The sequence below is a fragment of the Scytonema sp. HK-05 genome, from assembly GCF_963872035.1.
Classification (GTDB): Bacteria; Cyanobacteriota; Cyanobacteriia; order Cyanobacteriales; family Nostocaceae; genus Kalymmatonema.
In genome coordinates, this window is record NZ_CAWMYC010000012.1 from 1 (window position 1) to 24,308 (window position 24,308).

24 protein-coding genes, 1 tRNA gene and 1 pseudogene are annotated in these 24,308 nt (G+C 44.4%); 10 read left to right on the forward strand and 16 right to left on the reverse strand.

Translation table 11 applies throughout. From position 1 onward, the window contains the following. Positions 1-111 precede the first annotated feature (111 nt). The 7 genes from AACT52_RS02935 to psbD all read right to left on the reverse strand — a co-directional run bounded on the left by AACT52_RS02935 (position 112) and on the right by psbD (position 8,895). Positions 112-984 (reverse strand): 6-carboxytetrahydropterin synthase, encoded by an 873-nt coding sequence (locus tag AACT52_RS02935; protein ID WP_073636047.1) that lies wholly within the window; start codon positions 982-984, stop codon positions 112-114. 291 nt (positions 985-1,275) lie between these two features. Beyond that, a complete protein-coding gene (locus AACT52_RS02940) occupies positions 1,276-1,977 on the reverse strand; it encodes a J domain-containing protein (RefSeq protein ID WP_073636048.1) in 702 nt (233 codons plus the stop codon). 15 nt (positions 1,978-1,992) lie between these two features. After that, positions 1,993-2,955 carry a cysteine synthase A gene (gene cysK / locus AACT52_RS02945; RefSeq protein WP_073636049.1) on the reverse strand — a complete coding sequence of 321 codons (963 nt, stop codon included), beginning with the start codon at positions 2,953-2,955 and terminating at the stop codon, positions 1,993-1,995. Positions 2,956-3,055: 100 nt separating this feature from the next. Then, entirely contained in the window at positions 3,056-3,493 is a 438-nt protein-coding gene (locus AACT52_RS02950; RefSeq protein ID WP_073636065.1) for an RrF2 family transcriptional regulator, read from the reverse strand. Between the two features lie 287 nt (positions 3,494-3,780). Then, positions 3,781-5,565: an iron uptake porin gene (locus AACT52_RS02955; RefSeq protein ID WP_073636050.1), complete on the reverse strand. Its 1,785-nt coding sequence runs from the start codon at positions 5,563-5,565 to the stop codon at positions 3,781-3,783. 407 nt (positions 5,566-5,972) lie between these two features. Continuing rightward, positions 5,973-6,254, reverse strand: a complete 282-nt coding sequence (locus AACT52_RS02960; protein WP_073636051.1) for a 4a-hydroxytetrahydrobiopterin dehydratase — start codon at positions 6,252-6,254, stop codon at positions 5,973-5,975. 1,582 nt (positions 6,255-7,836) lie between these two features. Next, on the reverse strand, positions 7,837-8,895 hold the full coding sequence (psbD, locus tag AACT52_RS02965) for a photosystem II D2 protein (photosystem q(a) protein) (protein ID WP_073626490.1): 1,059 nt from the start codon (positions 8,893-8,895) through the stop codon (positions 7,837-7,839). A gap of 385 nt (positions 8,896-9,280) precedes the next feature. On the opposite strand from psbD, the gene AACT52_RS02970 reads away from it, so the two are divergent. The 4 genes from AACT52_RS02970 to AACT52_RS02985 all read left to right on the forward strand — a co-directional run bounded on the left by AACT52_RS02970 (position 9,281) and on the right by AACT52_RS02985 (position 11,361). Next, positions 9,281-9,553: a hypothetical protein gene (locus AACT52_RS02970; protein WP_073636052.1), complete on the forward strand. Its 273-nt coding sequence runs from the start codon at positions 9,281-9,283 to the stop codon at positions 9,551-9,553. Between the two features lie 18 nt (positions 9,554-9,571). Next, positions 9,572-10,264, forward strand: coding sequence for an ABC transporter ATP-binding protein (locus AACT52_RS02975; protein ID WP_073636053.1), 693 nt, complete (start codon positions 9,572-9,574; stop codon positions 10,262-10,264). 257 nt (positions 10,265-10,521) lie between these two features. Beyond that, on the forward strand, positions 10,522-11,073 hold the full coding sequence (locus AACT52_RS02980; RefSeq protein ID WP_073636054.1) for an NYN domain-containing protein: 552 nt from the start codon (positions 10,522-10,524) through the stop codon (positions 11,071-11,073). 216 nt (positions 11,074-11,289) lie between these two features. After that, a tRNA-Asn gene (locus tag AACT52_RS02985) sits at positions 11,290-11,361 on the forward strand. Between the two features lie 161 nt (positions 11,362-11,522). Here AACT52_RS02985 and glpK read toward each other — a convergent pair. Both glpK and AACT52_RS02995 read right to left on the reverse strand, forming a co-directional pair. Beyond that, positions 11,523-13,016, reverse strand: coding sequence for a glycerol kinase GlpK (gene glpK, locus AACT52_RS02990; RefSeq protein ID WP_073636055.1), 1,494 nt, complete (start codon positions 13,014-13,016; stop codon positions 11,523-11,525). 100 nt (positions 13,017-13,116) lie between these two features. Next, the gene (locus tag AACT52_RS02995) at positions 13,117-13,296 is read right to left on the reverse strand and encodes a hypothetical protein (protein WP_143172989.1); all 180 of its coding nucleotides are present in this window, start codon (positions 13,294-13,296) and stop codon (positions 13,117-13,119) included. 270 nt (positions 13,297-13,566) lie between these two features. Here AACT52_RS02995 and AACT52_RS03005 point away from each other — a divergent pair, with 270 nt between their 5' ends. Further along, positions 13,567-13,791 carry a hypothetical protein gene (locus AACT52_RS03005; RefSeq protein WP_158054991.1) on the forward strand — a complete coding sequence of 75 codons (225 nt, stop codon included), beginning with the start codon at positions 13,567-13,569 and terminating at the stop codon, positions 13,789-13,791. A 15-nt stretch (positions 13,792-13,806) separates the two neighbouring features. Further along, positions 13,807-14,415 carry a hypothetical protein gene (locus tag AACT52_RS03010; protein WP_073636057.1) on the forward strand — a complete coding sequence of 203 codons (609 nt, stop codon included), beginning with the start codon at positions 13,807-13,809 and terminating at the stop codon, positions 14,413-14,415. Between the two features lie 103 nt (positions 14,416-14,518). Here AACT52_RS03010 and AACT52_RS03015 read toward each other — a convergent pair whose 3' ends face one another. Together AACT52_RS03015 and AACT52_RS03020 are read right to left on the reverse strand one after the other, a co-directional pair. Continuing rightward, a complete protein-coding gene (locus AACT52_RS03015; RefSeq protein WP_073636058.1) occupies positions 14,519-15,127 on the reverse strand; it encodes a hypothetical protein in 609 nt (202 codons plus the stop codon). 145 nt (positions 15,128-15,272) lie between these two features. Next, the gene (locus AACT52_RS03020) at positions 15,273-16,634 is read right to left on the reverse strand and encodes a TrpB-like pyridoxal phosphate-dependent enzyme (protein WP_073636059.1); all 1,362 of its coding nucleotides are present in this window, start codon (positions 16,632-16,634) and stop codon (positions 15,273-15,275) included. 509 nt (positions 16,635-17,143) lie between these two features. Here AACT52_RS03020 and AACT52_RS03025 point away from each other — a divergent pair. Beyond that, entirely contained in the window at positions 17,144-17,587 is a 444-nt protein-coding gene (locus AACT52_RS03025; RefSeq protein ID WP_083630792.1) for an ATP-binding protein, read from the forward strand. A 175-nt stretch (positions 17,588-17,762) separates the two neighbouring features. Here AACT52_RS03025 and AACT52_RS03030 read toward each other — a convergent pair whose 3' ends face one another. The 3 genes from AACT52_RS03030 to rfaE2 form a co-directional block, all read right to left on the reverse strand. After that, positions 17,763-18,560, reverse strand: a complete 798-nt coding sequence (locus AACT52_RS03030; RefSeq protein ID WP_073636060.1) for a hypothetical protein — start codon at positions 18,558-18,560, stop codon at positions 17,763-17,765. A gap of 272 nt (positions 18,561-18,832) precedes the next feature. Then, on the reverse strand, positions 18,833-19,036 hold the full coding sequence (locus AACT52_RS03035; RefSeq protein WP_143172990.1) for a hypothetical protein: 204 nt from the start codon (positions 19,034-19,036) through the stop codon (positions 18,833-18,835). A gap of 23 nt (positions 19,037-19,059) precedes the next feature. Continuing rightward, on the reverse strand, positions 19,060-20,361 hold the full coding sequence (rfaE2, locus tag AACT52_RS03040; protein ID WP_083630793.1) for a D-glycero-beta-D-manno-heptose 1-phosphate adenylyltransferase: 1,302 nt from the start codon (positions 20,359-20,361) through the stop codon (positions 19,060-19,062). Between the two features lie 308 nt (positions 20,362-20,669). Here rfaE2 and AACT52_RS03045 point away from each other — a divergent pair, with 308 nt between their 5' ends. The 3 genes from AACT52_RS03045 (at position 20,670) to AACT52_RS03055 (ending at position 23,132) form a co-directional block, all read left to right on the forward strand. Beyond that, positions 20,670-21,584, forward strand: coding sequence for an SDR family oxidoreductase (locus AACT52_RS03045; RefSeq protein ID WP_073636061.1), 915 nt, complete (start codon positions 20,670-20,672; stop codon positions 21,582-21,584). A 215-nt stretch (positions 21,585-21,799) separates the two neighbouring features. Beyond that, positions 21,800-22,582 (forward strand): alpha/beta fold hydrolase, encoded by a 783-nt coding sequence (locus AACT52_RS03050; RefSeq protein ID WP_073636062.1) that lies wholly within the window; start codon positions 21,800-21,802, stop codon positions 22,580-22,582. A gap of 16 nt (positions 22,583-22,598) precedes the next feature. After that, positions 22,599-23,132, forward strand: a complete 534-nt coding sequence (locus tag AACT52_RS03055; protein ID WP_073636063.1) for a DUF421 domain-containing protein — start codon at positions 22,599-22,601, stop codon at positions 23,130-23,132. A 150-nt stretch (positions 23,133-23,282) separates the two neighbouring features. Here the strand turns inward: AACT52_RS03055 and AACT52_RS03060 are convergent, their stop codons facing one another. Both AACT52_RS03060 and AACT52_RS03065 read right to left on the reverse strand, forming a co-directional pair. After that, a complete protein-coding gene (locus tag AACT52_RS03060) occupies positions 23,283-23,726 on the reverse strand; it encodes a globin domain-containing protein (protein WP_073636064.1) in 444 nt (147 codons plus the stop codon). Positions 23,727-24,004: 278 nt separating this feature from the next. Then, positions 24,005-24,308: pseudogene (locus AACT52_RS03065) on the reverse strand (hypothetical protein); the annotation flags it as partial.

Genomic DNA, 24,308 nt, shown 5'->3' on the forward strand with positions numbered 1-24,308 from the left:
CACCGCCACACCAAATTAAAAATTATGGTGTGGGGACTCCCGCCTGCCTAGCTAGAGCGCCCCTTTCAAATGCTTATGAGCGGATGTGAATCGCTATTTACTTGAAGCCAGCTACACGCGTACTAACACAGGTTCATTCTGTGCAGCGTTCACTGAGTTAGGATCTGACTCAGTACAGTAAATTTCACACGAGTTATTAGGGCTTTCGATTAATTTGACTTTATAGAGCTTGGCTCCCAATTCCTGGATAGGCGATCGCAGTAAGTGACTGATGTGAAGTGCAATATTCTCAGCAGTCGGAACGACTTCGGCAAAATGCGGGATGTCTTTGTTGAGGAAGGTGTGGTCGAATGGCTCGACGACATAATCTTCTATAACTTTATTCAAAGCGCCTAAATCAACAATCATCCCAGTGCGTGGGTCAATTTCGCCTTTTACAGTCACTTCTAGATGATAATTGTGTCCGTGACCGTTGGGACGAGCGCACTTACCGTAAATCTCGAAGTTTTCTTCGCTGCTGAGGCGAGGATGAGCTAGCCGATGGGCGGCGCTAAAATGAGTGCTGACAGTGAGGTATGCTTCCATGCCGTTTCCTAAATAATCAGCCCAAAGTTGAGGATGTTCAAAAAGCTGTATGCGTACTAAAGGTAAATGGGGTGCAAGCCGTTGCCAAATCACCCGTGCAATGCTCTCAGTGGTGGGTAGAGTTTGTTGAAATTCTGACCACACATCGTTGAGATAGGAAAAGTCCAGTTGGCTGGTCACTTCTCGCTTAATAACGTGTTTCACATCGGACAAGTTGAGAACCATGCCATATTCATCTAATTCCCCAATTAAGGAGACGAATAAGACATAATTGTGCCCGTGTCCGGGAAATTTTGAGCAAGCATCAAATTTCTCAATATTTTCTGCTTCGCTCAGTTCTGGCAACCAATAGCGATGACTTGCTGAAAACTGAGCGCGGCGATTTACAATACATTGCATGAGTAAGCTGGGAGCAAAACTTAAAATTTCTTAACTTTTCACTGCTTCCAGCATAAACTAAATCTGTTGACTATTGACTGTTTTAATCATCACTACGGGATTTTCAAGAAATAAATTATCCCGTGAGCAGTGGGGTGGGCTTCTAGCCCGCCCTGAATATTGGGACGGGTGGGGACACTCCGAAGTTCCGAGCCTCGCTCCGCGAGGAGCTAACGCGCTTCGGAGGAAACCGACCCTCGGACTTCTCTCCATCCCACAAGAAAATTTGGCATTTTTTTTATTTGAAAGTCCCTACACATACGCACCCACAGATTCTTGTGCCTCACGATACAAATGAGTGGCAGTGCGGAACATTTCTTGCCCAGCGTGCAAGTAACTCTCGTGGTAGTTGAGAGGGAAATATTCCAACTGATCTAACCCATCGCCAACTTGATTCAGGCAATAGTAGAGGTGAGCTGCTGCTCTTGCTAAAGTAGGGGGATTTGGTAGAGAACGAAAAGTGATTTGCGCTTGCCGGAGGTCGTCTCGACAGGCGTTTAGGTAATCCTGAAATTCTTCTAGGAGGACATCATCAAAGGGATCAGCTGCTAGTTTCTCAATTTGCTCCTTTAGGGAAGTGAGAATGCTAAACAGTAGGCGATTTACTGGTTGATAAACCAGGTGCAGCCATTGCTCAATTTGTTCATCCACATCCCTTCCTGTTTTTCGGGTCGCCTGGTATTGCTTTTGAGCTGCAGCTGCCCGCTGTTGCCTACCGCTGGTCGTTTTTTGAGATCGCTGATGCAATCTTTGGTCGTAATTTTGGCGATTTTGAACATCGCCCAAGACCTCATACGCTGCATTAATGCGGATAATTTGCTCAGGATCTGATGTACCCTGATTGCTGTCGGGATGAAACATCTTGACCAAGCGACGATAAGCTTGCTTAATCTCCGCTTGGCTGGCGTTGGAATTGACTTTGAGTGTTTCGTAGTGGTTCGTCTTATCTGCCATTCTTCCAATTTATCGTTAGCTGATGCTAACTGCTACCCTTGGCTCCAAGTCTTGGAACAACGGTGTACTTAAGTACCTTTCTCCAAAACTCGGCTGAATCATCACTATCAAGCGCCCCTCGTTTTCTTTGCGTTGAGCGACTCGAATTGCGGCATACAAAGCAGCTCCACTGGAAATGCCAGAGAGTAGCCCTTCTTCTCTTGCCAAACGCCGACCGTAGGCGATCGCTTCTTCATCGGTAACAGAAATCACTTCATCTATCATATTTACATTTAGCACTTGGGGAATGAACCCTGCACCGATTCCCTGAATTTTGTGGGGTCCTGGTTTTCCTCCAGCTAAAACTGGGCTATTTGCCGGTTCTACTGCGATCGCCTTAAAACTTGATTTGCGTGCTTTGATGACTTCGGCTACACCTGTAATCGTACCACCCGTTCCGATTCCAGCAACAATCATATCCACCTGTCCGTCAGTATCTTCCCAGATTTCCTCTGCTGTCGTTTCTCGGTGTATTTTTGCATTAGCTGGGTTACGGAACTGCTGTAACATATAGGCATTGTGCGTGCTATCAACAATTTCCTGCGCCCGCCGAATTGCCCCACTCATACCTTCAATTCCTGGTGTGAGTTCTAATTCGGCTCCATATGCCCGCAGCATTGCTCTTCGTTCACCGCTCATTGTCTCAGGCATTGTCAAAATTAATCGATAGCCTTTTGCCGCTGCTACCATTGCCAGGGCAATTCCGGTATTCCCAGAGGTAGGTTCCACTAATATCGTTTTTCCAGGAGCAATCAACCCTTCTGCCTCTGCGGTGTTGATCATGCTCACGCCAATTCGGTCTTTTACTGAAGCCGCTGGGTTCATGCTTTCCAGCTTCACTACAATCTGTGCGACACAACCTTCCGCTTGAGGGATACGGTTGAGTTGCACCAGAGGAGTACGACCAACAAGTTCTGTAATATCACGAGCTATTCGCATACCTTAGTTCCTAGTCATTAGTTATTAGTTATTAGTCATTAGTCAACAGTCAATCATAAAAATTAACAACTTTCTTTTCTCATTGACTATTGACTATTGACTAAATGTAGTACATTATGTCCAGCTGTCGTCGAGAATCTCGTTTTTCACACAGATCAGCAAGCGTGTATTTTTGCAAAACTGCGTTTGCCGCAAGTCTTGCCTCTTGCCAAATATCTTCTACAACAGCACTGTCTAGAGTTTTAGGGTTGACATCTTCTTCACAGGGGCGCACATCTAACCCTTCTAAACAACTCAAAACCTCGAAAAGAGTGATTTTCCAGGGTTCTCGCGCCAACAGATAACCACCCTTTGACCCGCGCTGACTTTTGACTAGACCTCCACGCCTTAAGGTCGCCAACAGCTGTTCTAGATAGCGGTCTGGTATATTTTGTTGTGCAGCAATCTGTCGAATTTGCAGCGGTTCCCCGCTTTGGTAATGAATTGCTAGCTCTAATAGAGCAAGAATTCCGTATTCTGATTTACACGATAGTTCCACAGCAGCTTTTAGAATAGGTGATGGGTTTAAAATAGAGGAGATACAGAGAAAGTTAAAAGTCAAAATAATTTTTTATTTTTTACTTTTCTTATCCTCTTTACTAGTATACTCCGGTTATCCAGTGGGGTTTTAGTTTTGGTTTTTTAAATTTAACAGATGAAGCTTTATCTGTGTACCCTACCTTACAGGAAAGCGCTGTAAAGCCCCAAAAATATAAAAAGCCCCGCTGTATGTAAAGCGGGGAGCAATTTATTTAATCACAAAATGTTCTAGGAATTGCCAACCATCTAGAAGGTGAAGGTTGTTCTTAGAGTTCCAATAATCGCATCATCGTTGTCGCTGTTCTGACCAGGAGACGTCAGATAAATAACACCAGGAGTGATGGAGACGTTATTGCTCACCTGATACTTGTAGAAGCCTTCAAAATGGAAAGGTGTATCTCTACCAGCTCCTTGTCTACCAAGAGCGTAGGGTTCAGCACCCGCAAATAGACCTAAGACGTTACCTTTCTTTCCAAAGTCAGGTAAAGCGATTCCACCTCCGTAGCTCCAAGCTTCGTAGTCATCATTGCTACCGAAGCCTATGACGTCGTGGTAAGAAACGAAGCCACTAATAGACAATTTGTCACTCGGTCTAAATGCTGCTGACACACCGTAGGAGTTACTAGAAGATGCGTTGGTGGTGCTGAGAGCGTTGGCTTGTGCAGTACCTACTACAGGGACGTTTTGCCCTTGGAATCCGCCGGCATCAAATAAAGCACCACCTGCACCGTGATATCCGTGGACGTAGGTGGCTGCTAATGCAAACCGCTGACCAAGATTAAAGTTCAACTGTCCTAAAGCAGCGTAGTTACCGTTGAATATACCTGAACCGATACCAGGATCATTCGGTTCAGACCCTAAGTAACCTAAAGTTAACGAACTTGGTTTGAGGATACCGCCACCCTTACCAAACGGGATGTTAAGTGCTGCACCTGCGCCACCACCAATCCGATAGATGGGGTTTTCCGAAGCGAAGGTGGACAAAGCACCATTACCGCCGTCATAGTCTTCAAAGTAGGGGTTGTTGGTAGCAGCATAATCGCTGTGAACACCACCAGTGGCTGCAATGTAAAGTTGGGCAGGTCCTACGGGGACATAGTAAGCCAACCAATCTAGGACAATATCGTTAGTGTTGCTGGCATCCCCGGTAAGGTTAAAGGTTTGAAAGCCTTCAGCCGAGGTTTTTCCATTGAACTGAGGCGTCCCTAGGTCCAATCTTCTGGCGTTACCAGTAGCCAAACGGGTATGCAGAACGTCTCTACCTGTGAAGCTGGTTTGCAAGTCTAAACGTACCCTGTTCTGGAAGACAGTATTGTTGTTACTGCCTGCTGTATCGCCAAAAGCATCACTGAGAGCGAAGATTGCTTCACCAACGAGTTTGGTCGTTGTCGAGAACTGGTTAGCTTCCAATTCTGCTGTCCGCGCTTCTAATGTATCTACACGACCGCGCAGGGTTGCCAGTTCTGCAGAAAATTCTTCTTGCAAACGCTGCAAGGTAGCCAGGTCTTCTTTCCTGACCAAGTCAGTTGTTGCTGTAGCAATCAGTTCGTTGACCCGGTCTAAACATGCATTTAAACCCGCAGCAAATTCATAACGGGTCAAAGCACGGTTACCACGGTACGTACCATTGGGATAACCAGCAATACAACCATAGCGTTCAACTAAGGACTGCAATGCTTGGAAAGCCCAGTCTGTTGGCTGCACGTCGGAGAACTGGGAAACTGATGTCACTTGGGACTGAGAATTTTTCCCCTCGTCGCTGTAGCTGCTCACTTGCTGCAAAACATTGACTTCAGTTTGTTGTGCTTGAGCCAATGTTTCTGGCTTGGGGGTAACTTCAGTTGTATTTGAAGTTGTTGATACTGATACTGATGAAGAAGCTTCTTGATTATTGTTAATTTGTGAAACTTCTGTCTTCACAACTTGATTGTTGCTGTTGTTTTGACCAGCCATCGCTGTTGTGGGAACCAACAATGTTGCTCCTAAAAGCGCTGGACTGACCATCAAGCATTTCCACAAGAGATTAGACATCTTTCCTGTTCTCCTCACACCTTCTATAGATAACTTTTTTGCTGCAACTATTCTCGAAATTTTCTCGAAATTGCGAGTTTTTATTGATACTTGTGGATTAGGCATATTAGCCCTCAACACTATTTTAGTTTTTGCTAAGCTAACAACCAATTAAGTTTAGGTAAAGAAACCATGTAATTAACTTATGCAAAAACATAGTTGTATTTACTCGTAATTATAAGTCGGAAAAAGTCGATGACAAGATGGAAGCGATCGCCTTATAAACTGTCACACATCTCATCTCAGTGTCTGGAAATAAATTTCTAGATGACATGTAGTCAAAAACCTCCTCTGCTAGGGCTTTTTTTCACTTACAAAGCTATGAACATATGCAATTTTTGAAGCAAATAGCAATGCAAGCAAATCACTTAATTGATTTGGGAAATTACCTCTGCCAAATCAAAGTCTTTCTGCGTTAACCCACCAGCATCATGCGTTGTAAGTAAAATTTTGACTTTGTTGTAAGAAATCTCGATATCTGGATGATGTCCTGCTGACTCAGCAGGCTGAACAAGCTTGTTCACAAACTCTATAGCCTGGACAAAGTCTTTAAACTTGCGGTTATACTGCAACGTTGACCCCTGTCGTGTCCAATCTGGCAGATGGCTTGCCCTTTCTTGAATTTCTGCCTCAGTAAGTAGCTGCGCCATATCATAAAATCCCAAAAACTGAATTTCTTTGTTCTTTTGTAGGATCTTGAACTGAAAAAGGACTAGTAGTCACTGACATTATGCCCTCTTCATTGTGGAATATAGAGGCTGAGTGCTGCTATTTCCTCTTCCTCCTGACAGTTCTTAAAATACCCTAGCTTGCAAATAGGACGCGGAATTTACTCCTTCAATTGTTTAAGGTTGTTTAACCGATCACACAGACGCCGTACTCGCGTTTTGCAGGTAATGCCTACATACGTGGTACTAACTACGTCTTTGTTACAAAATTTTTGAGTGTAACTGTTGTATTTTGTATAAAGTCAACAATCCTAGAGCGACAATTTTAATTGACGTTACTTGCTCAATAAATGTTCCAGCAAGATAAATATGAAATATTTATATCGTTTCAACCAAACACAGGCTATTTCTTTTGATTAGACTTCTTACAAAAGTCTTGTTCTTAGTGTTCTTCTTTGCGACGCCAGTCGCTGTGAGTTGGGGAAAGCCGTCATTCGGGCTGGCTCGTGTTTGCGCCTACTCTGCCTTGAAGCCGTTCCTTTGTCTACGCGCAAGACAAAATAATATTTATGCAAGAGATCTATTGTGATAGCTTTTTTCCCTAAGGAGTCAAACGCAGCACAGTATCTTTCAAAGAACTGATGAATTTTCGTGGGCATAAGTGAGGAGTCAACTGCTGAGACTAACACAATCTCAAGACACCCAAGAACACTGCTTGCAAAATCTTGACCCACAGAGAACACAGAACCGATTTGTCAGAATTCAGAATCAAAAAATCGGAATCATGCGAAGATTGTGTATTCTGTACAACTGAATGGAGAACCTTGGTTCCAAGCCCCGAAATTGATGGAGAAGAAAAGAAATATTACTCTACGAGATGAAACATATTTATTTGTGCGGATATTCTGTGTTCTTCTTAAGAAGACCTTCCTTAGATAAAACTATCCGCTCTTACTCAGATCAGTTGATCTAAGTAAGAGCGGTCTAGCGGGTCTTCAGGTTGCAACCAGACTGCCGGAAGGAACTCCGAGCTCGCCTAGCCACTTAGTCTAACTTAGTCTTACTAAAAGACTAAGGCTAGCTTCTAGAGAACAGCCCCGGCGCACAGCCGGCTAACTGCAACCTGATGACCCATGCATTTACTACTTTCTATCATGGGCATCACCTCCTTGTTGCCTAAACGGTCTTAGTCTCAAAAAGGCAGAGTTTTTAGCTCTGGGTTATTCACCTTTACTCAATATAACACATATTAATGATTTGTCATTAGTACAAGAACAATTCATGGGGACTGGCGACTGAGGACTAGGGTCTAGGGATTAGGGACGCTCGTGCAATTGTGGCGCGAGGTTGCAAAGCGCGCTATTACAGGGATTGGGATAAGGAATTGGGATTTGGGAGTAAGCCCCAATCCTACGGTACACAATCCCTAAACAACAGCGCGCCGAGGAGACCCCAACAGGGGCGTCTATCTTGCTGGGGTCTCCTTGGCGCGACTCGATGACAAAAAAACCCCGCCATTCGGCGGGGAAAACTTAGCTATGAAACGCTAGGAATAGGAAGACTATTACAAAGCGTTACCGCGAGGCAGAACTTCCTCGGGGAATACAAATTTTTCGTGAGGCTGATCTTGAGGAGCCATCCAAGCGCGGATACCCTCGTTCAACAAAATGTTCTTGGTATAGAAGGTTTCAAACTCTGGGTCTTCTGCCGCACGTAATTCTTGCGACACGAAGTCATATGCCCGCAGGTTGAGTGCCAAACCGACAATACCAACTGCACTCATCCACAAGCCTGTGACTGGCACAAACAACATGAAGAAGTGTAACCAGCGCTTGTTGGAGAAGGCAATACCGAAGATCTGTGACCAGAAACGGTTTGCCGTCACCATTGAGTAGGTTTCTTCGGCTTGGGTGGGGTTGAAGGCGCGGAAGGTGTTGGCTGCATCGCCGTCTTCAAACAAGGTGTTTTCTACTGTTGCACCGTGGATGGCACACAGCAGCGCTCCACCAAGTACACCCGCTACTCCCATCATGTGGAAGGGGTTGAGTGTCCAGTTGTGGAACCCTTGCAAGAACAACAGGAAGCGGAAAATTGCTGCCACTCCAAAGCTGGGGGCGAAGAACCAGGAAGACTGTCCCAAGGGGTACATCAAGAAGACGCTGACGAATACCGCAATTGGTGCAGAAAATGCGATGGCGTTGTAAGGACGAATCCCTACCAAACGTGCGATTTCAAACTGCCGCAGCATGAAGCCAATCAGACCAAATGCTCCGTGCAGCGCCACGAATGTCCACAACCCACCTAATTGGCACCAACGGGTAAAGTCCCCTTGTGCTTCTGGTCCCCACAACAGCAACAGTGAGTGTCCCATGCTGTCTGCTGGTGTTGATACAGCTACTGTTAGGAAGTTACAGCCTTCCAGATACGATGAGGCTAAGCCGTGCGTATACCAGCTTGTCACAAACGTCGTACCGGTCAACCAACCGCCAAGTGCTAGAAAGGCGCAGGGGAATAGTAATATTCCTGACCAACCTACGAACACGAAACGGTCACGCTTTAACCAGTCGTCTAATACGTCAAACCACCCTCTGCTACTAGGGGCGCGTCCAACTGCGATGGTCATTACAACAAATCTCCAAACTTTTATAATTACAGGTTTCCGGTTTCTCTATTCTAAGACTGACATTTGACTGCCTGCTTAAAACAGAAAGTTAACTGGGTTGTCAATCCAGTTTACAATTATTTACCGACTCTAATATATTCTAGGTAAGATTCTGTAATTTTTCCAGTGTATTTTTAATTTCTTTAACAAAATATATATAAATACGTCTAAATGTACGTTTTTAGGGAACTAATCCGGGTTGCCTGCTTGTCTATCTATGGGCACTTGTTGCGACGCTACTTTAAACAGGTGCTGGCGGGAGCAACGCACTGCCTCTGCTACTTCCAACTTAGACTTGCGAGCTAACATTAAAATGAGTTCTACAGTTAAATTTGATTAAGGCTAAATGTTTACCATCGACTTAACCCTAAGAAACACAGCTTTCCCTATATCCATAGAACGTAAGTCAGCTGAGGATGCCCAGGAGATTTATCAGCGCATTTTGACAGCAATCCGCTCTGGCAACCCTGATATTGTGGAATTAGAGAGCGAAGGCAAGACAGAGAAAAAAGTTGCCGTACGCGCCAGTGAAATTTCTGGGGTGCAGCTGACTCAGAAAGATGGTTCGGCCGCTGGAACTGGCAGACCACCTGGTTTCTTCGCTATAGGTGCTGAGTAACCATCTGGTAGTGTACTCATGGCGGAACTAGGCATTGAGGTCAAGGATTTAAACTTTAGCTGGTCGTCGGGAGAGAATGTTATAAAGTCTTGCTCTCTAGAAGTCCCCAGGGGTGAATTTTGGATGCTCTTGGGTACAAACGGCAGCGGCAAATCCACGTTACTCAGACTGCTGGCGGGGCTATTAACTCCCCAGTCTGGTGAAATTGGACTTTTGCATCCTGTGGGCTTTGTCTTCCAAAATCCTGACCATCAACTGGTGATGCCAACAGTTGGTGCTGATGTGGCTTTTGGGCTAGTGGAGGAAAAACTGCCACCAGCTGCTGTCAGAGATCGCGTTGAGGAGGCGCTAGGGGCGGTAAATTTACTATCACTGCAAAAACGTCCGATCTACGCTTTGAGTGGTGGACAGAAACAACGGGTGGCGATCGCTGGCGCTTTAGCCCGTCGCTGTGAAGTCTTATTGTTAGATGAACCCACTGCTTTACTCGATCCAGATAGCCAATTGGAATTAGTAGCTGCTGTCCGCCGCCTAGTCAAAAGCCGGGGTATTACAGCCCTCTGGGTAACCCATCGCTTAGACGAGTTGAATTACTGTGACGGCGCTTTACTACTAGAAAGGGGTTCTTTAGTGGATCGGGGTGAACCGCAGCGCCTCAAACGACGTCTGATGGAATTGCACGACGAAACTTCACCAAACTTAGGGGTGTAGGTCAAAAAAGGTCAAAAGTTAAAAGTTAAAAGTTAAAAGTTAAAAGTTAAAAAAATTCTTTTGACTTTTGAGAGCCAGTCACCTGCAAGAGGGTTACCTTCCTGCAGGTGACTTTTTGATGAGCTTGTTGTTTTTGGCTTCTTGCCTACAGCCCTTATATGCATTTTTTTTGTAACATAGTGTTACAAGGAATGATTGAATTACTATAAATCTTATGAATGAATTTTGTTAACTTTAGAAAATTGTGATTCAACATCATGTCCCGTTTCTCACCTCAAGCCGTTTTGCTTGTGGACGGCTACAACATCATCGGCGCTTGGTCTTGCTTGAAAAAAACCCGTGATACTGCCGGATTAGAGGCAGCACGTTGCGAACTGATTGAAGCTTTAACCAGCTACAGCGCTTTTGCGGGTTATGACACTCAAATTGTGTTTGATGCCCAATATCAAAACACCTGTAGCAACAGAGAAATTATTACTGAGCTTTTATCAGTCCATTTTACAGACTTCGGGCAGACAGCAGACACTTACATTGAAAAAGTCTGTGCATCTTTACGCTCAACAATCGCCCAATCTCTTATTTCTCGCATGATTGTTGCCACCTCAGATCGACCGCAGCAGTTGATGGTACAGGGTTACGGGGCTGAATGGATGTCAGCACGCCAACTATGTTATGAGGTACAAGCAAGCGTTTGTCGGGCGCGGCAAAAATATAAATCAGGAAAACAATCCAACACAAGGTTTTTAGCTAATTCTATCGACGCTAAGGCACGTCAGCGTTTAGCTGAATTGCGGATGGGATTTAAATAGTGCTGAATTTTGAGTAGTGAAGTCCCCAGTAGAACGTTTCTGTGACAGCGTTGAAAAGTTTGTTTGCAGTTTCCTCATGATCGCTATCGAGGAAGTGTGAACCGCAAAGGCTTGCAAATATTAGTGTTTCGCGTCTCCAAAAAAAAAATTGCAAAATTTTTTCCAAAAGTACTTGCCATATCCTAGTCTTAGCCTTAATATAAGTAATCGGAGCGTTCCTCAGTAGCTCAGTGGTAGAGCGATCGACTGTTAATCGATTGGTCGCTGGTTCGAATCCAGCCTGGGGAGTTAAACAAAAAATAAAAAAAGTCCTGAGAAATTTGCAGTCTCAAGCCGAGGACTAGCAGATGAAAGCAGTGAACAGTACCAGCCGCAGTGACTCACTGATAACTGTTAACTGATAACTGATGACTGATAACTGTTAACTGATAACTGATAACTGATAACTGTTAATCAGCCCAGTGCTTAGCCCGTTCTACTGCCTTTTGCCAAGTCGCGAATTCCAAAGCGCGATTTCTTCGCACACTAGGCTCAAAGACGCGGTCAATCTGTCGTTGGCGCACTAGTGCCGCATAGCTATCCCAAAATCCTGCCGCCAGCCCTGCGGCAAATGCGATACCTTGCACAGTCATCTCGCGCATCACAGGACGTTCAACTGGAATTCCCAATACATCTGCTTGGAACTGCATGAGGAAGTTGTTCTCGCAAGCACCACCGTCCACGCTAAGCCGTTCAATGGAAATACTGTTGGATGCGTTAATTGCCTGCACGACTTCTTGAACTTGGTAAGCCACTGCCTCGAGTACGGCGCGTACCAAATGCTCGCGTTGTACCATTGCGGTAATGCCGAAAAAGGCTCCCCTAGCAGTCATATCCCAATGAGGTGCGCCCAGTCCACTAAATGCAGGCACAAAGTAAACCCCACCATTATCTGCAACTCGATTTGCGATCGCCTCAGTTTCGGCAGCAGTTGCTATCAGCTTGATGCCATCACGTAACCACTGGATGCACGCTCCACTAGTAAATATGCTGCCTTCTAATGCATATCCCACATCCAAAGTACCATCGCTATTTGCTTGAGTCCATGCCAGGGTACTTAAGAGTTGATGCTGGGAACGCACGATTTCAGAACCAGTGTGAGCCACCAAAAAGCTTCCTGTGCCGTAGGTGCATTTCATTAAACCTGGCTCATTGCAGCCATGTCCAAACAAAGCAGCCTGTTGGTCTCCTAAAATGGCAGTGATGGGAATCTCAACCCCCAATAAGCTCGCATCAGTCACTCCAAATGTTCCCAAACTGGGCTGAATATGCGGCAGGATATGAGCAGGAATCTTAAACAGATTTAACAGTGCCTCATCCCACTCACAGGTTGCGAGATTCATCAGCATTGTACGGCTGGCGTTGCTGTGATCAGTGGCATGAACTTTCCCACCCGTTAGATTCCACAGCACCCAAGTATCAATTGTCCCAGCTAAGACGTTTTTGAGGTCAACGCCTGCAAAATGCTCTAAGAGGCATGACAACTTTGTGGCTGAAAAGTAGGCATCGATGATTAACCCAGTGCGATCGTAAATCTCCTGAGCATATTCTTGTTGCAACTGATGGCAAAGGGGAGCAGTGCGGCGATCTTGCCATACAATCGCCCGATGGAGGGGTAGCCCACTGGTTTTATCCCAAATCAAGCAAGTTTCGCGCTGCACCGTTAGCCCGATCGCAACAATTTCACCTGGGGCAATTTGGGCATTTTGAATTGCAGTTTGCATAACCCAGCAAGTCGCCTGCCAGATTTCCATAGGGTCATGCTCTACCCATCCAGGCTGAGGGTAGTATTGTGTCAGTTCTTTATATGCCTGAGCAACAATCTTGCCGTCTGCGTTAAACACAAAGGCACGGTTGCCTGTTGTACCCAAATCTAATGCCAGGATGTAGCCCGATTCTTGCATAGAAATTGAGAGAATATTCCTGTGATAATAGCGTGAAGTACCCCAACTTGCCTTCGGCTGAAGTTGGGGCTTCCAACAACAACTAAGTACAAGGACGGTCTTATTCGTCGCGCGAGGTTTCCCGTCTCATCCGCCGACGCCTCCTCAAACCCGTGTCTGATTTGGTCTTACTCCGCGTCCACAGGCAGACACCCGCCTCCCGCAGGTGTATAACTTTACGTACAACATGGCTTGGCTTATCTTTTACCGCAGGACGTAACCTTTGCGAACCAGTGGTCATGTTCTTTCCCCGTTCGCGTAGCGTGCGCTCCGCGCATTCTCTGATGTTTCTTCGGCAAGCGTCGTACCGCTACTTTGAAGTTAGCCTTTATGTTCCATACAGTCGGGCGGGTTAGCAACCATCTATATACTATCATTTATGTAGATATTGTGTAGATAGTTATGAATAAAAAAGGATTGAATTTGCGTATATCCGAACGTCGTCTCAATAAGCTTAGGTTATATGCAGCTAGTAAGGAAAAGACGATGACTCAATTAGTTGAGGACTGGATTGATAGATTACCAAGCCCGGAGATTGGAGACTCCTCAACCACCCTACTTCGTGGAGGGTGGGGACTTCCGCGAATCCGTTAAACTAACAACCAATGACAAAGCCCCAAGGCGTAAGGCACAAGGGGCTTTTGTATCAGTATTGAAGGGCGATCGCGCTGAGCGCAGTGGGAAGCACGAGGGCAATCGCCCAAGGGGCGGCTCCTCTGGAGCATCGCTTACTTGAGTTTTTACCCAAGCTTTGTTTTATCGCCTAGGTGAAGCTGTCGGTGTCGGTGATGCACCTGTGCCAGTTCCTGTGCCAGTTCCTGTGCCTGTCCCTGTGCCAGTTCCAGAACCAGATGTGCCTGTGCCAGTTCCTGTGCCAGAGCCAGAACCTGTGCCTGTGCCTGGGGATGTAGACGAGCCAGAGCCAGAACCTGTGCCTGTGCCTGGGGATGTAGACGAGCCAGAGCCAGAACCTGTGCCTGTGCCTGGGGATGTAGACGAGCCAGAGCCAGAACCTGTGCCTGTGCCTGGGGATGTAGACGAGCCAGAGCCAGAACCTGTGCCTGTGCCTGGGGATGTAGACGAGCCAGAGCCAGAACCTGTGCCTGTGCCTGTGCCTGAACCAGAGCTGCCTGCGCCAGTAGCAGGTTTATTAGTAGGTTTCTTTTTACCTGTGGTTGGTTTTTTGGTTGTCCCTGTAGTGCCAGATGGGGACGCCGTCGTAGTGGGTTTAGTCGTTTGTGCTTGGACTAGTGATGGAAAGCTAGCAACAGGTATGGCACTTGCCACACCAAAAATGAGGGAGACTGCGATGGATCTAACAAGTTTACTCATATTCATGGTCACTCCTCTTCAACATTAAAGTAAAAACTTCTCCCTGATTTTATACCTGATGTCGTCACAATAAACTAGTATTACGATATCTTTTCAAGGTAGTCTAATTAATACTTCCCCAGTAATAGCTGTTAGTATTTTCGCTCTTTTGTTTTATTTTTTACTAGCAGCAAGCCTAGACCTAAAACACTTATTGCTACAGCGTTACCTGGTTCTGGAACCGAACGGGTGAGACTGACATTATCAATAGATAAAGAGCCGATTTCGCCTCTACCTAAAGTCTGAAAACTTCCTATTAATGAATCACCAGCGTCAGCAACGACTCCAAAAAAACCATTTTTTGGTAAAACACCAGAGGAACCAAAAACACCCCTAACGCTAAACAATTTATCAGCGTAATCTCCAGTCACTAAATTCCCAAAGTCAAAACCAAATCCCTCTATAGGAGTAGGGAAGGTGAACTCTTCAACACTCCCAGGGAAAGCTAAACCTACACGCAAAGCGCCTTGAGACACCTCTGCACCACCTAAGAATCCAGAGTCTACAAATTTCAGTCCACTTGGAAAAATCCTGTCCGTTTCTACAAGCCCGTTTGGGGCTGAGTTAAAGTCTTCGGTAAGAATTGATTTTCCTGCGATCGCACTGTTCCAAGTATCACGATCAGTAAAAAGCTGATAGGCAGAAGCACGTTCCGCCACCAATGCAATCAGTAATGCGACTCCTATAGCAGTCGCTGCCATTGTCCTTTTGAGTTTTAACATCTTGCAGTTTTTTGATGAGTATATGGGACTTACGCAAAACAAACGTTTTGTAGGGGCAATTCATGAATTCACCCTAAAAAACGTTTGTTATTTCAGACATTTTCTGCGTAAATCCTGGTATATTTCAACTAATCACAGGTAAGCCAGAGAGCGCCATTGCTATCTCTTCGACTCTGTACTCAGTATCGCGTAACAATCCAGCCTCATAATCCATGTACGCCTGCATATCAAAGTGACCGTGACCACACAGGTTGAAGAGAATGGTTTTGCTTACTCCTTCTTCCTTGCAGCGCAGTGCCTCATCAATTGCTCCCTTCACTGCATGGTTGGCTTCAGGAGCAGGTAAAATCCCTTCTGCACGCGCAAAGGTCAGACCAGCCGCAAAACAGTCAAGTTGTGTGAAAGCTCTTGTTTCAATCAAACCTAACTCGACAACATGACTCAGCAGAGGAGCCATGCCATGATACCGTAACCCGCCTGCATGGAAGCCTTGGGGGACAAAGGAACTGCCCAGAGTGTGCATCTTGACAAGAGGCGTGAGATGTGCAGTGTCACCAAAGTCATATGTATATTTGCCCTTAGTTAATGTTGGGCAAGCAGCTGGTTCAACTGCCACAAATTTGATATCACTTTGCTCACCGCGCAGCCTTGCACCCATGAAGGGAAAGGCAATACCAGCAAAGTTACTACCGCCACCTGTACAGCCGACAATAATATCTGGATAGTCACCTGCTTGTTCCAGTTGTGTCTGCGCTTCTTGACCAATGATAGTTTGATGATGCAGCACATGATTCAACACACTACCTAAAGCATATTTGGTTTGGTCATCTTGAACTGCCACTTCCACCGCTTCACTGATAGCAATGCCCAAACTGCCAGTGCTATCAGGGTTTTCTTGAAGAATCTTACGCCCTGCTTCAGTTTCATCACTGGGGCTTGCGATTACCCGCGCACCAAAAGATTCCATAAAAGCGCGACGGTATGGCTTTTGCCGATAGCTGACTTTCACCATGTAAACGACAACTTCTAAGCCAAAAAAAGCACCAGCAACCGCCAGCGAAGAACCCCATTGCCCTGCACCTGTTTCGGTAGTTAGGCGCTTTACACCTGCTTGCTTGTTGTAGTATGCTTGTGGGATAGCTGTATTAGGTTTGTGGCTACCCGCAGGACTGACACCTTCATATTTGTAGTAAATCTTGGCAGGGGTATCAAGGGCTTTTTCCAGCCGTCGGGCGCGGTACAGTGGAGTTGGTCGCCACTGACGGTAAATTGATTGGACTTCCTCAGGAATTTCAATCCAGGGTTCTGTGCTGACCTCTTGCGAAATGAGTTCCTGTGGAAAAAGAGGTTCTAAGTCTTTTGCTGTAATTGGCTGATATGTAGCCGGGTGCAGCACTGGTGGCATGGGCTTGGGCAAATCAGCTTGGATGTTGTACCAAGCTGTGGGCATTTGGTTTTCGCTAAGCGTGTATTTGATAGTGTCCATAGGTGAAAAGCTGTTGCTATAGATTGTTATATTTATCTCATTAAGAAAGGGGCAAGCCAACTGTTTACATTGCTTGGCTTGCTCTTGCTAGAAGAAATGCTGTGGAAAATTCATTCTTCATTTTCAAAAATTGTTTGGCATTAAACCATGATTTTTTTTTAGATTATTTTTAGATTGTTTGTTTGAATTATTGCCATTTTCAATTGGGTGCAATACCAGTCGTTTGTAGGGGCACAGCATGCTGGATACGTGTCAACTGAACGTTGAAACTTTTATTCCACGTTGATTTAACCCCACCCCTTAATCCCCTCCCCTTGATAAGGGGAGGGGCAGTTTTGGCGTCAGACAAAACTGGGGTGGGGTAGAGCGAGAATTATAAGAGCAGGAAAAATCCATAATTTCAAACTCATCTCATAGTGACTCAGATCGCAAAGCTATTTTTGGACTGGTAGTATCGTTTTAAGTAATTAATTCCACGTACAGCGCCAGCACTGGCACAAAATCTTTACATGACTTCCGGATCGCTTCCTTCCAACCCTTTTGTGGCTGCGGGAATGATTGAAGACTCTAAACTATTTGTGGGTCGTAAGCATGAATTACGGGCGATCGCCTCTCGCATGAGTGGTGTACAGCCAACAAGCATTAATCTTGTTGGTGAAAAGCGCATCGGGAAATCATCGTTACTGTATCACTTTTTCCTGACATGGGAGCAACGAGTCAGCGATCCTAACCGCTATGTGGTGATTTACCTGTCGCTTCAGAATGTGCAGTGTCATCGTGAAGAAAATTTTTATCAGGCGATCGCACGACAATTACTACATTTCCCGCGTGTGGCGAACAACCTAGCTTTAAGAGAAGACTACCCCCTCATAAAAAGCTTGGCTACAAAAATCTTAAAGAAAAATGCTGTCATTCAGCGATGCCTGTCCATGAAAACCATTTGTTTCTCGTGAACAGAAAAGCGGTGTTCTTTACACGTATTTTGTGCAAGTTAGGTTTTCATGTATACATTGTTAAAGACTGTATGCATATCGCAGTACACGTTTTGGAATTAAGCAGTTTAATTTTCATAACAAAAGCCCTTTTTAATTAGGGGTTTTTGTTGTTTGATTGCAAATATTTAAATGCTCATTCAGAAACGTCAATGTTGGATTTTTCTATTAATTTTTCACGTTCTTCTATAGAAAGTACGGTATGACTACCACAGTAAATAAACTGTGAATTAGCAATCCAAACTGATCCCAACCTGCCATCTGGTACCCTATTATACCAGTACCAAACAGTTATCCACTCAAAAAATTCGCTCCACTCATATATTGGCGGTCTTGTTATAGCTTTTCTCCACTCAAAAGCTTTGCTCCACCTGGAGTCTGGAGGTGGATTTTTTTGCGGTCTTGCCCATAAATTACCTTTCCCTACAACGAGGTCTCGTAGTACGGGTGGGTCATCATTGATTGAAAAGTTTATTCTTAAACGAGTTAAAAATGACTTTCTAAATAAAAGAACCTTGAGGTCTTTTGGAACAGGATAATTTGCATCAATCAATCTGCAACAAAAGCTTTTCACAAAATATTTAAATAAATTACGCTGACAAACTTCAAATTCGTCACCATATACGTCTTGGAAATCTATAAATCTCTTATTTAAAATCAAAGTTTTATTGTCACGTATGTAACTTATAAAATTCTCATACGCTTTGTCAAAAGGCTGAGTAAATTGATTGTTACATTTATAGCAAAGAATCTTATCATACTTTACATATTTGGAATTAGGTCCTTGAATAGGAATCTTCTCTCCTGATTTTATAAGAAGTAGGGCATTATTCCCTTTATAGGGGCCAGGACCGTATAGAGTAACTAAATCACTTTTTTTAGTTCTATGTTCTGCGCTATTTGCAGGCAACCCACAAATCCAACACTTAGCCATTGGTTATAACCTATACTAAAAACCGAATATTTGTATTATGGCTGAAACTTGGCTGTAGTTACCACTGTGCGTTCGTTTGGTAAATAAGTTAGTCCAACATGTTGGACTAACTAATAATATTGAAATTTCTCAAACCTTTTGGGATTCAGTTTGGTGTACTAAACTGTATTTTGAATATTGTTATGCCCTAACTCCTAAGATGCACATTTTATAACGCTTACATAGCAAGGCTTTTAGAAAGTGAAGAATGCAGGTGCATCTTTCAAAAGTTGCTAGCGGCGATTTTCGCGGCTAGTTAGGCGCTCACATCTTGCACCAAGAAAAATTGATAAAAATATGACACTCAGTACCAAGCCTGATACCAAGTTGCGTTCAAACATGTCATTCTGACCGAAGGGAAGAATCTCGCGAGATGCTTCACTACCGTTACGCTCAGCATGACATGAACGCAAGCGATCGCGCGTCTCGCAGCGCAATCATGCGATCGCCCTCGCCCTACTTAATTTTTACCTTGCAAAATCCGCTTAATGATCTTAGTTGTTGAACGATTTTCTACAAATGGCAAAAATTCAATCACCCCGCCGTATTCTTCTACCACGGGTGTTTCTGGCAGAGTTTCTTTGGTGTAGTCACCACCTTTGACGTAGATATCGGGGCAAAGCTTGCGAATGAGGTTGCTGGGGCTATCTTCCTCAAAAGCAATGAGATAGTCAACACAATCAAGTGCGGCGAGAACCTGAATGCGGTCTTCCAAAGCGTTTATCGGGCGAGTTGGTCCTTTAAGACGGCGAATGCTGTCGTCGGAGTTAACACCAATAATGAGAATATCGCCTAATGCCTTAGCGCGTTGGAGATAGGAAACGTGTCCTGCGTGGAGTATATCAAAACAGCCATTGGTGAAGACAATTTTACGTCCTGCCATGCTATAAGAGTTGACAAGGGCGAGGAGTTGATCGCTGTTGGGAATGTGTTTGTTGGAGGTGGGGAATGAGAGAGATGAGAGGGATGAGGGAGAATTTTCTTCTTGACTTTTCACCTCATATGGAATACAAAAGCGTGACCTAACCCCCCACCCGCCTTCGCTATGAGGTTCGGGGGAGAAATTTAAAGCTTCTCTCCTTGCAGGAGAGAGGTTTGGAGAGAGGTTTTCCACAACCGTTGAAAAGTCAGAATTTTCTTCTCCTACTTCCGTTGTCCTCTTTTCATAAATAATAAGAACATGGGGAAAGCTGTGCTGAAGTTGTGCTAAAGTATCATTGAGCCTTTGTGTCACAATTCCATAACCATAATCGCAGACAATAACAGCCTGACACTGCGCGAAACAGTTCTTAAGTTGATTGATCAGAGCTTGTTCTGTGCAGGAGTCGATGGCATCGGTGCTGCCAGAATCAGTTCTCAGCAATAATTGCGACCCTAGCATGACCCTTTGCCTGCTGAGTGTTTGCCTAACTGTGTGAGTGAGCAAATAGCTTGTTGTTATTCCGCTTTCTTCTAGGGTTTGCCGCAGTAAGTGACCCTCCCAGTCTTCACCAATAACTGAGAGGAATATAACCTGACTGCCAAGACTTTTGAAATAGAAAGCGGTATCTGCGGCACCACCTGGAATTTGTTTGCGGTCATTGACTGTCACAATTGGGACAGGTGATTTAAAGCGGCTTTTGCTTTCCCCTTGCAAATAACAATCCAAGATCGCGTCGCCAACAACGATAACTTGAGGATGAGCAATGCCTTTTGCAAGAAAAGCGCTCCACACTTGACTCATTTCTAAATCTGGTTTCACCGACTTATTCCATCCCAGCATGATGATTCGTTATTCTCAGATACTTTAGTGACTTCTGGACAAATGTTGCAAGTCTGCGGTCTATTCTCTGTCCAAGTAAAAAATTTTAGGGAAACTTGTTGGGTTTTCTTTCACTTACAGCGCTTCTCAATTGCATAAACTACAAACCACATGGTAACGGCACAGCAATGCTTTGTGCCCCCCAAAGCCAACTGTTTTGGTGAAACTTCACACAAAAAGGTGAACTCTTGATAAACCCTGCGACTGATGAAGCTGTGGCTCTTAACTTATCTGATTGGTAGAAGAGTTATTTTGAAGGAGTAAAAGCAATGCAACTGAAGCCGATAAATCAGCAGGTTGTTGCGTTAGTTGGGGCTTCGAGTGGAATTGGGCGTAATGCAGCTCTCCAGTTTGCCAGCCGAGGAGCTAAGGTGGTTGTTGCTGCTCGCAGCCAGCCTGGACTAGAGTCTTTAGTGGAGGAAATCCGGGGTTTGGGTGGTGAAGCAACTGCTGTAGTTGCTGATGTGACGGTGTTCGATCAAGTGAAGGCGATCGCCGACAAAGCCGTCGAGGTGTATGGACGACTCGACACCTGGGTACACAACGCTGCTATTGAAATCTACGCCGCCTTTGAGGTGACAACACCGGAGGAATTTAAGCGCGTCATTGATGTTAACTTGATGGGACAGGTATACGGTGCGATGGCGGCACTACCCCATCTTAAGCGTGAAGGACGCGGGGCATTAATTCATGTAACCTCGGTGGAGGCAAAGCGCAGTCTGCCGTTGCAAACAGCTTATGCTGCGTCAAAGCATGGTGTTGATGGCTTTTTAGAATCTCTACGCGTTGAGCTGATGCATCAAAAACTTCCCATCAGCGTTACTGAAATTATGCCTGCGGGTATCAACACGCCTTTGTTTAATAAAGCACGTACTAAGTTGGGTGTGAAACCTCAGCCAACGCCTCCCATATATCAGCCTAGCCTAGTTGCTAAAGCTATTGTTGAGGCTGCTGAACATCCAAAACGGGAGGTTGTTGTCGGTGATGCAGGTAAAATTATTCTGTTGGCTCAACGCATCTCACCGGGTTTAGTAGATGCATATATGGAACGTAACGGCTTTGATTCGCAATATACAAAAGAGCCGAAATCGGAAAATGCACCTGACAATCTGTTTGATCCAATCTCAGATTACGACAAAATAGAAGGTGATTTTAGCGATCAAGCCCGTTCTTGGAGCTTATAAGCTCTTTTTTAAGTGTATTTATTTAAGCAACGCGCATTAGCTTTTGTACAGACGGCGAGGTGCGCGTTCGCTGCTGTATGTACAGAATTTATCACTTAAGCAATGTAGATAAATCCGTCTGTAGAGTTTTGTAACAAGTGCAAGATAAGCATTACTTTAACTAAAGGAAGTTTCTCAAGCTGCTTAGTTGCAAGGTTTTCACCATCCAAAACGTCATGAACTATCAATTTACACAAAAGCAAGTTTATATAAATGAACAAAAAATTTTCTATTTAGAAGGCGGAATTGCATCCAACTCTGAGCCAATATTGTTTCTACATGGATGGGGTGTAGGCATTCAGCCCTACCAAGAAGTCTTAAATGTCTTATGTAAACGTTATTATGTGATAGCGCCAGAGTTACCTGGTTTTAACTCCTCAAGCAGTGAGAAATTAAATTGGGATTATAACGACTACGCTGACTTGATAAGTGCTTTTCTGCAGCGCCTTAACATTAAAAAAGTTCATTTCATTGGACATTCATTAGGAGGAGGAATTGCTGCAACTATAGCAGCCTTAATGCCGGATTTTGTAGAAAGCCTCATATTAGTAGCTAGTACAGGAATACCTGTAGAGCCTATACCACTGGTATTTGTGCAAAGAGCAATAGAAATGACTGCCCAAGCGCCACACATAAAGTTTCCGCAAATTATTCAGATTTTTCAAGCATTTTCTTACAATCTTTTCTTCCGAACTTATCATACTCTTCAAATTCTATTGATGTCATTAGACAAAGACTTAAAACCGATTTTACCAAAAATAGAATCTCCCTGTCTGCTTGTGTGGGGCAAAAATGATCTGACAACTCCTTTGAAGGCGGCACAGGAGTTTTCACAACTAATTAAAAATTCCAAATTAATAGTTGTAGATGGAGTCTATCACGAATGGAGCATTTTTTTTGTAGATAAATTTACAACTCTTGTCTTTGATTTTCTTGATGAAATTGCAGGCAGGAAATAGGGAGAAAAAAGCGCTCATGGAAAAATTGTTCTACATAAATTGGCAAGAGCTATTTGTTCCCAGCATTTCCATCGTTGAACTGATTCTGCGCGGAACGCTAGTGTACCTGTCACTGTTTTCGGTTCTACGCCTTATGCCTAGTCGACAAGTAGGAACGCTAGGAATTGCTGATTTGCTTGTAGTTGTGTTGTTTGCTGAAGCCGCCCAAAATGCGATGGCAAGTAGCTACTCATCGATTACTGAAGGAGCAATTCTAGTAGGAACGGTTATTTTCTGGAGTTACTCCCTTAACTGGTTAGGCTATAAATATCCACGGTTTCAACGCTTTCTAAATCCCCCTCCACTACTGCTTGTAAAGAAAGGTCGAATTATTGAACGCCATATGCAACGAGAACTGCTCACTAAGGATGAGTTGATGAGTCAGTTGCGTCAGCAGGGTATAGAGTGTATTGCTGATGTGAAAAGGGCATATATGGAAGCTGATGGAAGTATTAGTGTCATTACTTATGACTCAAAAAGCCGTCCTGAACCCAGAGAAAAAGCAGGGTGAAGTTTGTTGTTAAGCCTTTCATTAACAGTTATCAGTTATCAGTTATCAGTTATCGCTAAACAACCACCTGTTCATTGTTCATTGTTTACTATTCACTGTGTACTGATCACTGATTTCGGTCAAAGTGTTCTTGTTTGCAAGCTACTACAGCTAAATAAGCGCCTGTTCTTTATAAATCTGATGTTCTCTTTTCACAAAGACTTCAGATAATGCCTGATAAGCCTCTGTCCAAGCTGCCATCACTTCTTCAGTAGCTGTTTGCCCCAATACATCCTTCATTGCTTGCAATAGGCTTTCTCCTACAATAGAATATTCTTCTGGTAAGACTTGAACCTGCACATGGCGAAGAGCAATTGTTTCAACCATTGACTTTAAAGCAGATAAATTCTCAATTTGAGAGGCATAACTATAAACTGCTGTTGCCAATTTTATAGGTTGAGAACCATCTGCTTGAGCAGACATATCAAACTTTGCTTTCACCTCGGGATGGTTATCAAACATGATTTCATACATTCGAGTTGTAATTTGTTTTCCAGAGTTTTTTAAAATAGGGGCTGTAGACTTAACTATCTCTATTGTTTTTTGGCTAACCATAACTAGCTCCTTTGGTGTCTTTGTAAATTGAATTTACTCTGATTTCAATTTCTAAGATTAACTGATTATGGTCGATACAGATCAATTCTGGAAAGTTCAGGAAAAGTTCAGGTAAGTGTTGCTGGTACAAAACCTTTCAACTACTGGTTTTAGGGACTTCCAAATAAAAAAACATCCTAAATTTTCTTGTGGGATGGGTGTCCCCACCCGTCCCATATTTAGGGCGGGCTTTCCTGCCCACCCTAAATATGGATAATTTATTTCTTGGAAATCCCTTATCAAGACGGCTGCATTTCAACAAAAATTTCGCGCAAATCATCGAACTTGCCTTGTGCTTTTACTCTGCCTTTGTTAAGAACGATAATTTGGTCAGCGCGGCGCAAAACCCAAGGGCGGTGAGAAACAACAAGGCACGTCGGTGTCCAATCCTGCGCGGCTACATCCGAGAAGCCCTCTTGACTTCGTGCCGCGAATATGCGTGACCACAATGCTTGTTCAGTCTCTACATCAAGGGCGCTGGAGAGGTCTTGATACTCCCCACGGCTAAAAGCCGGGGGATTCTTGAAGAGTCCACAAACGAAC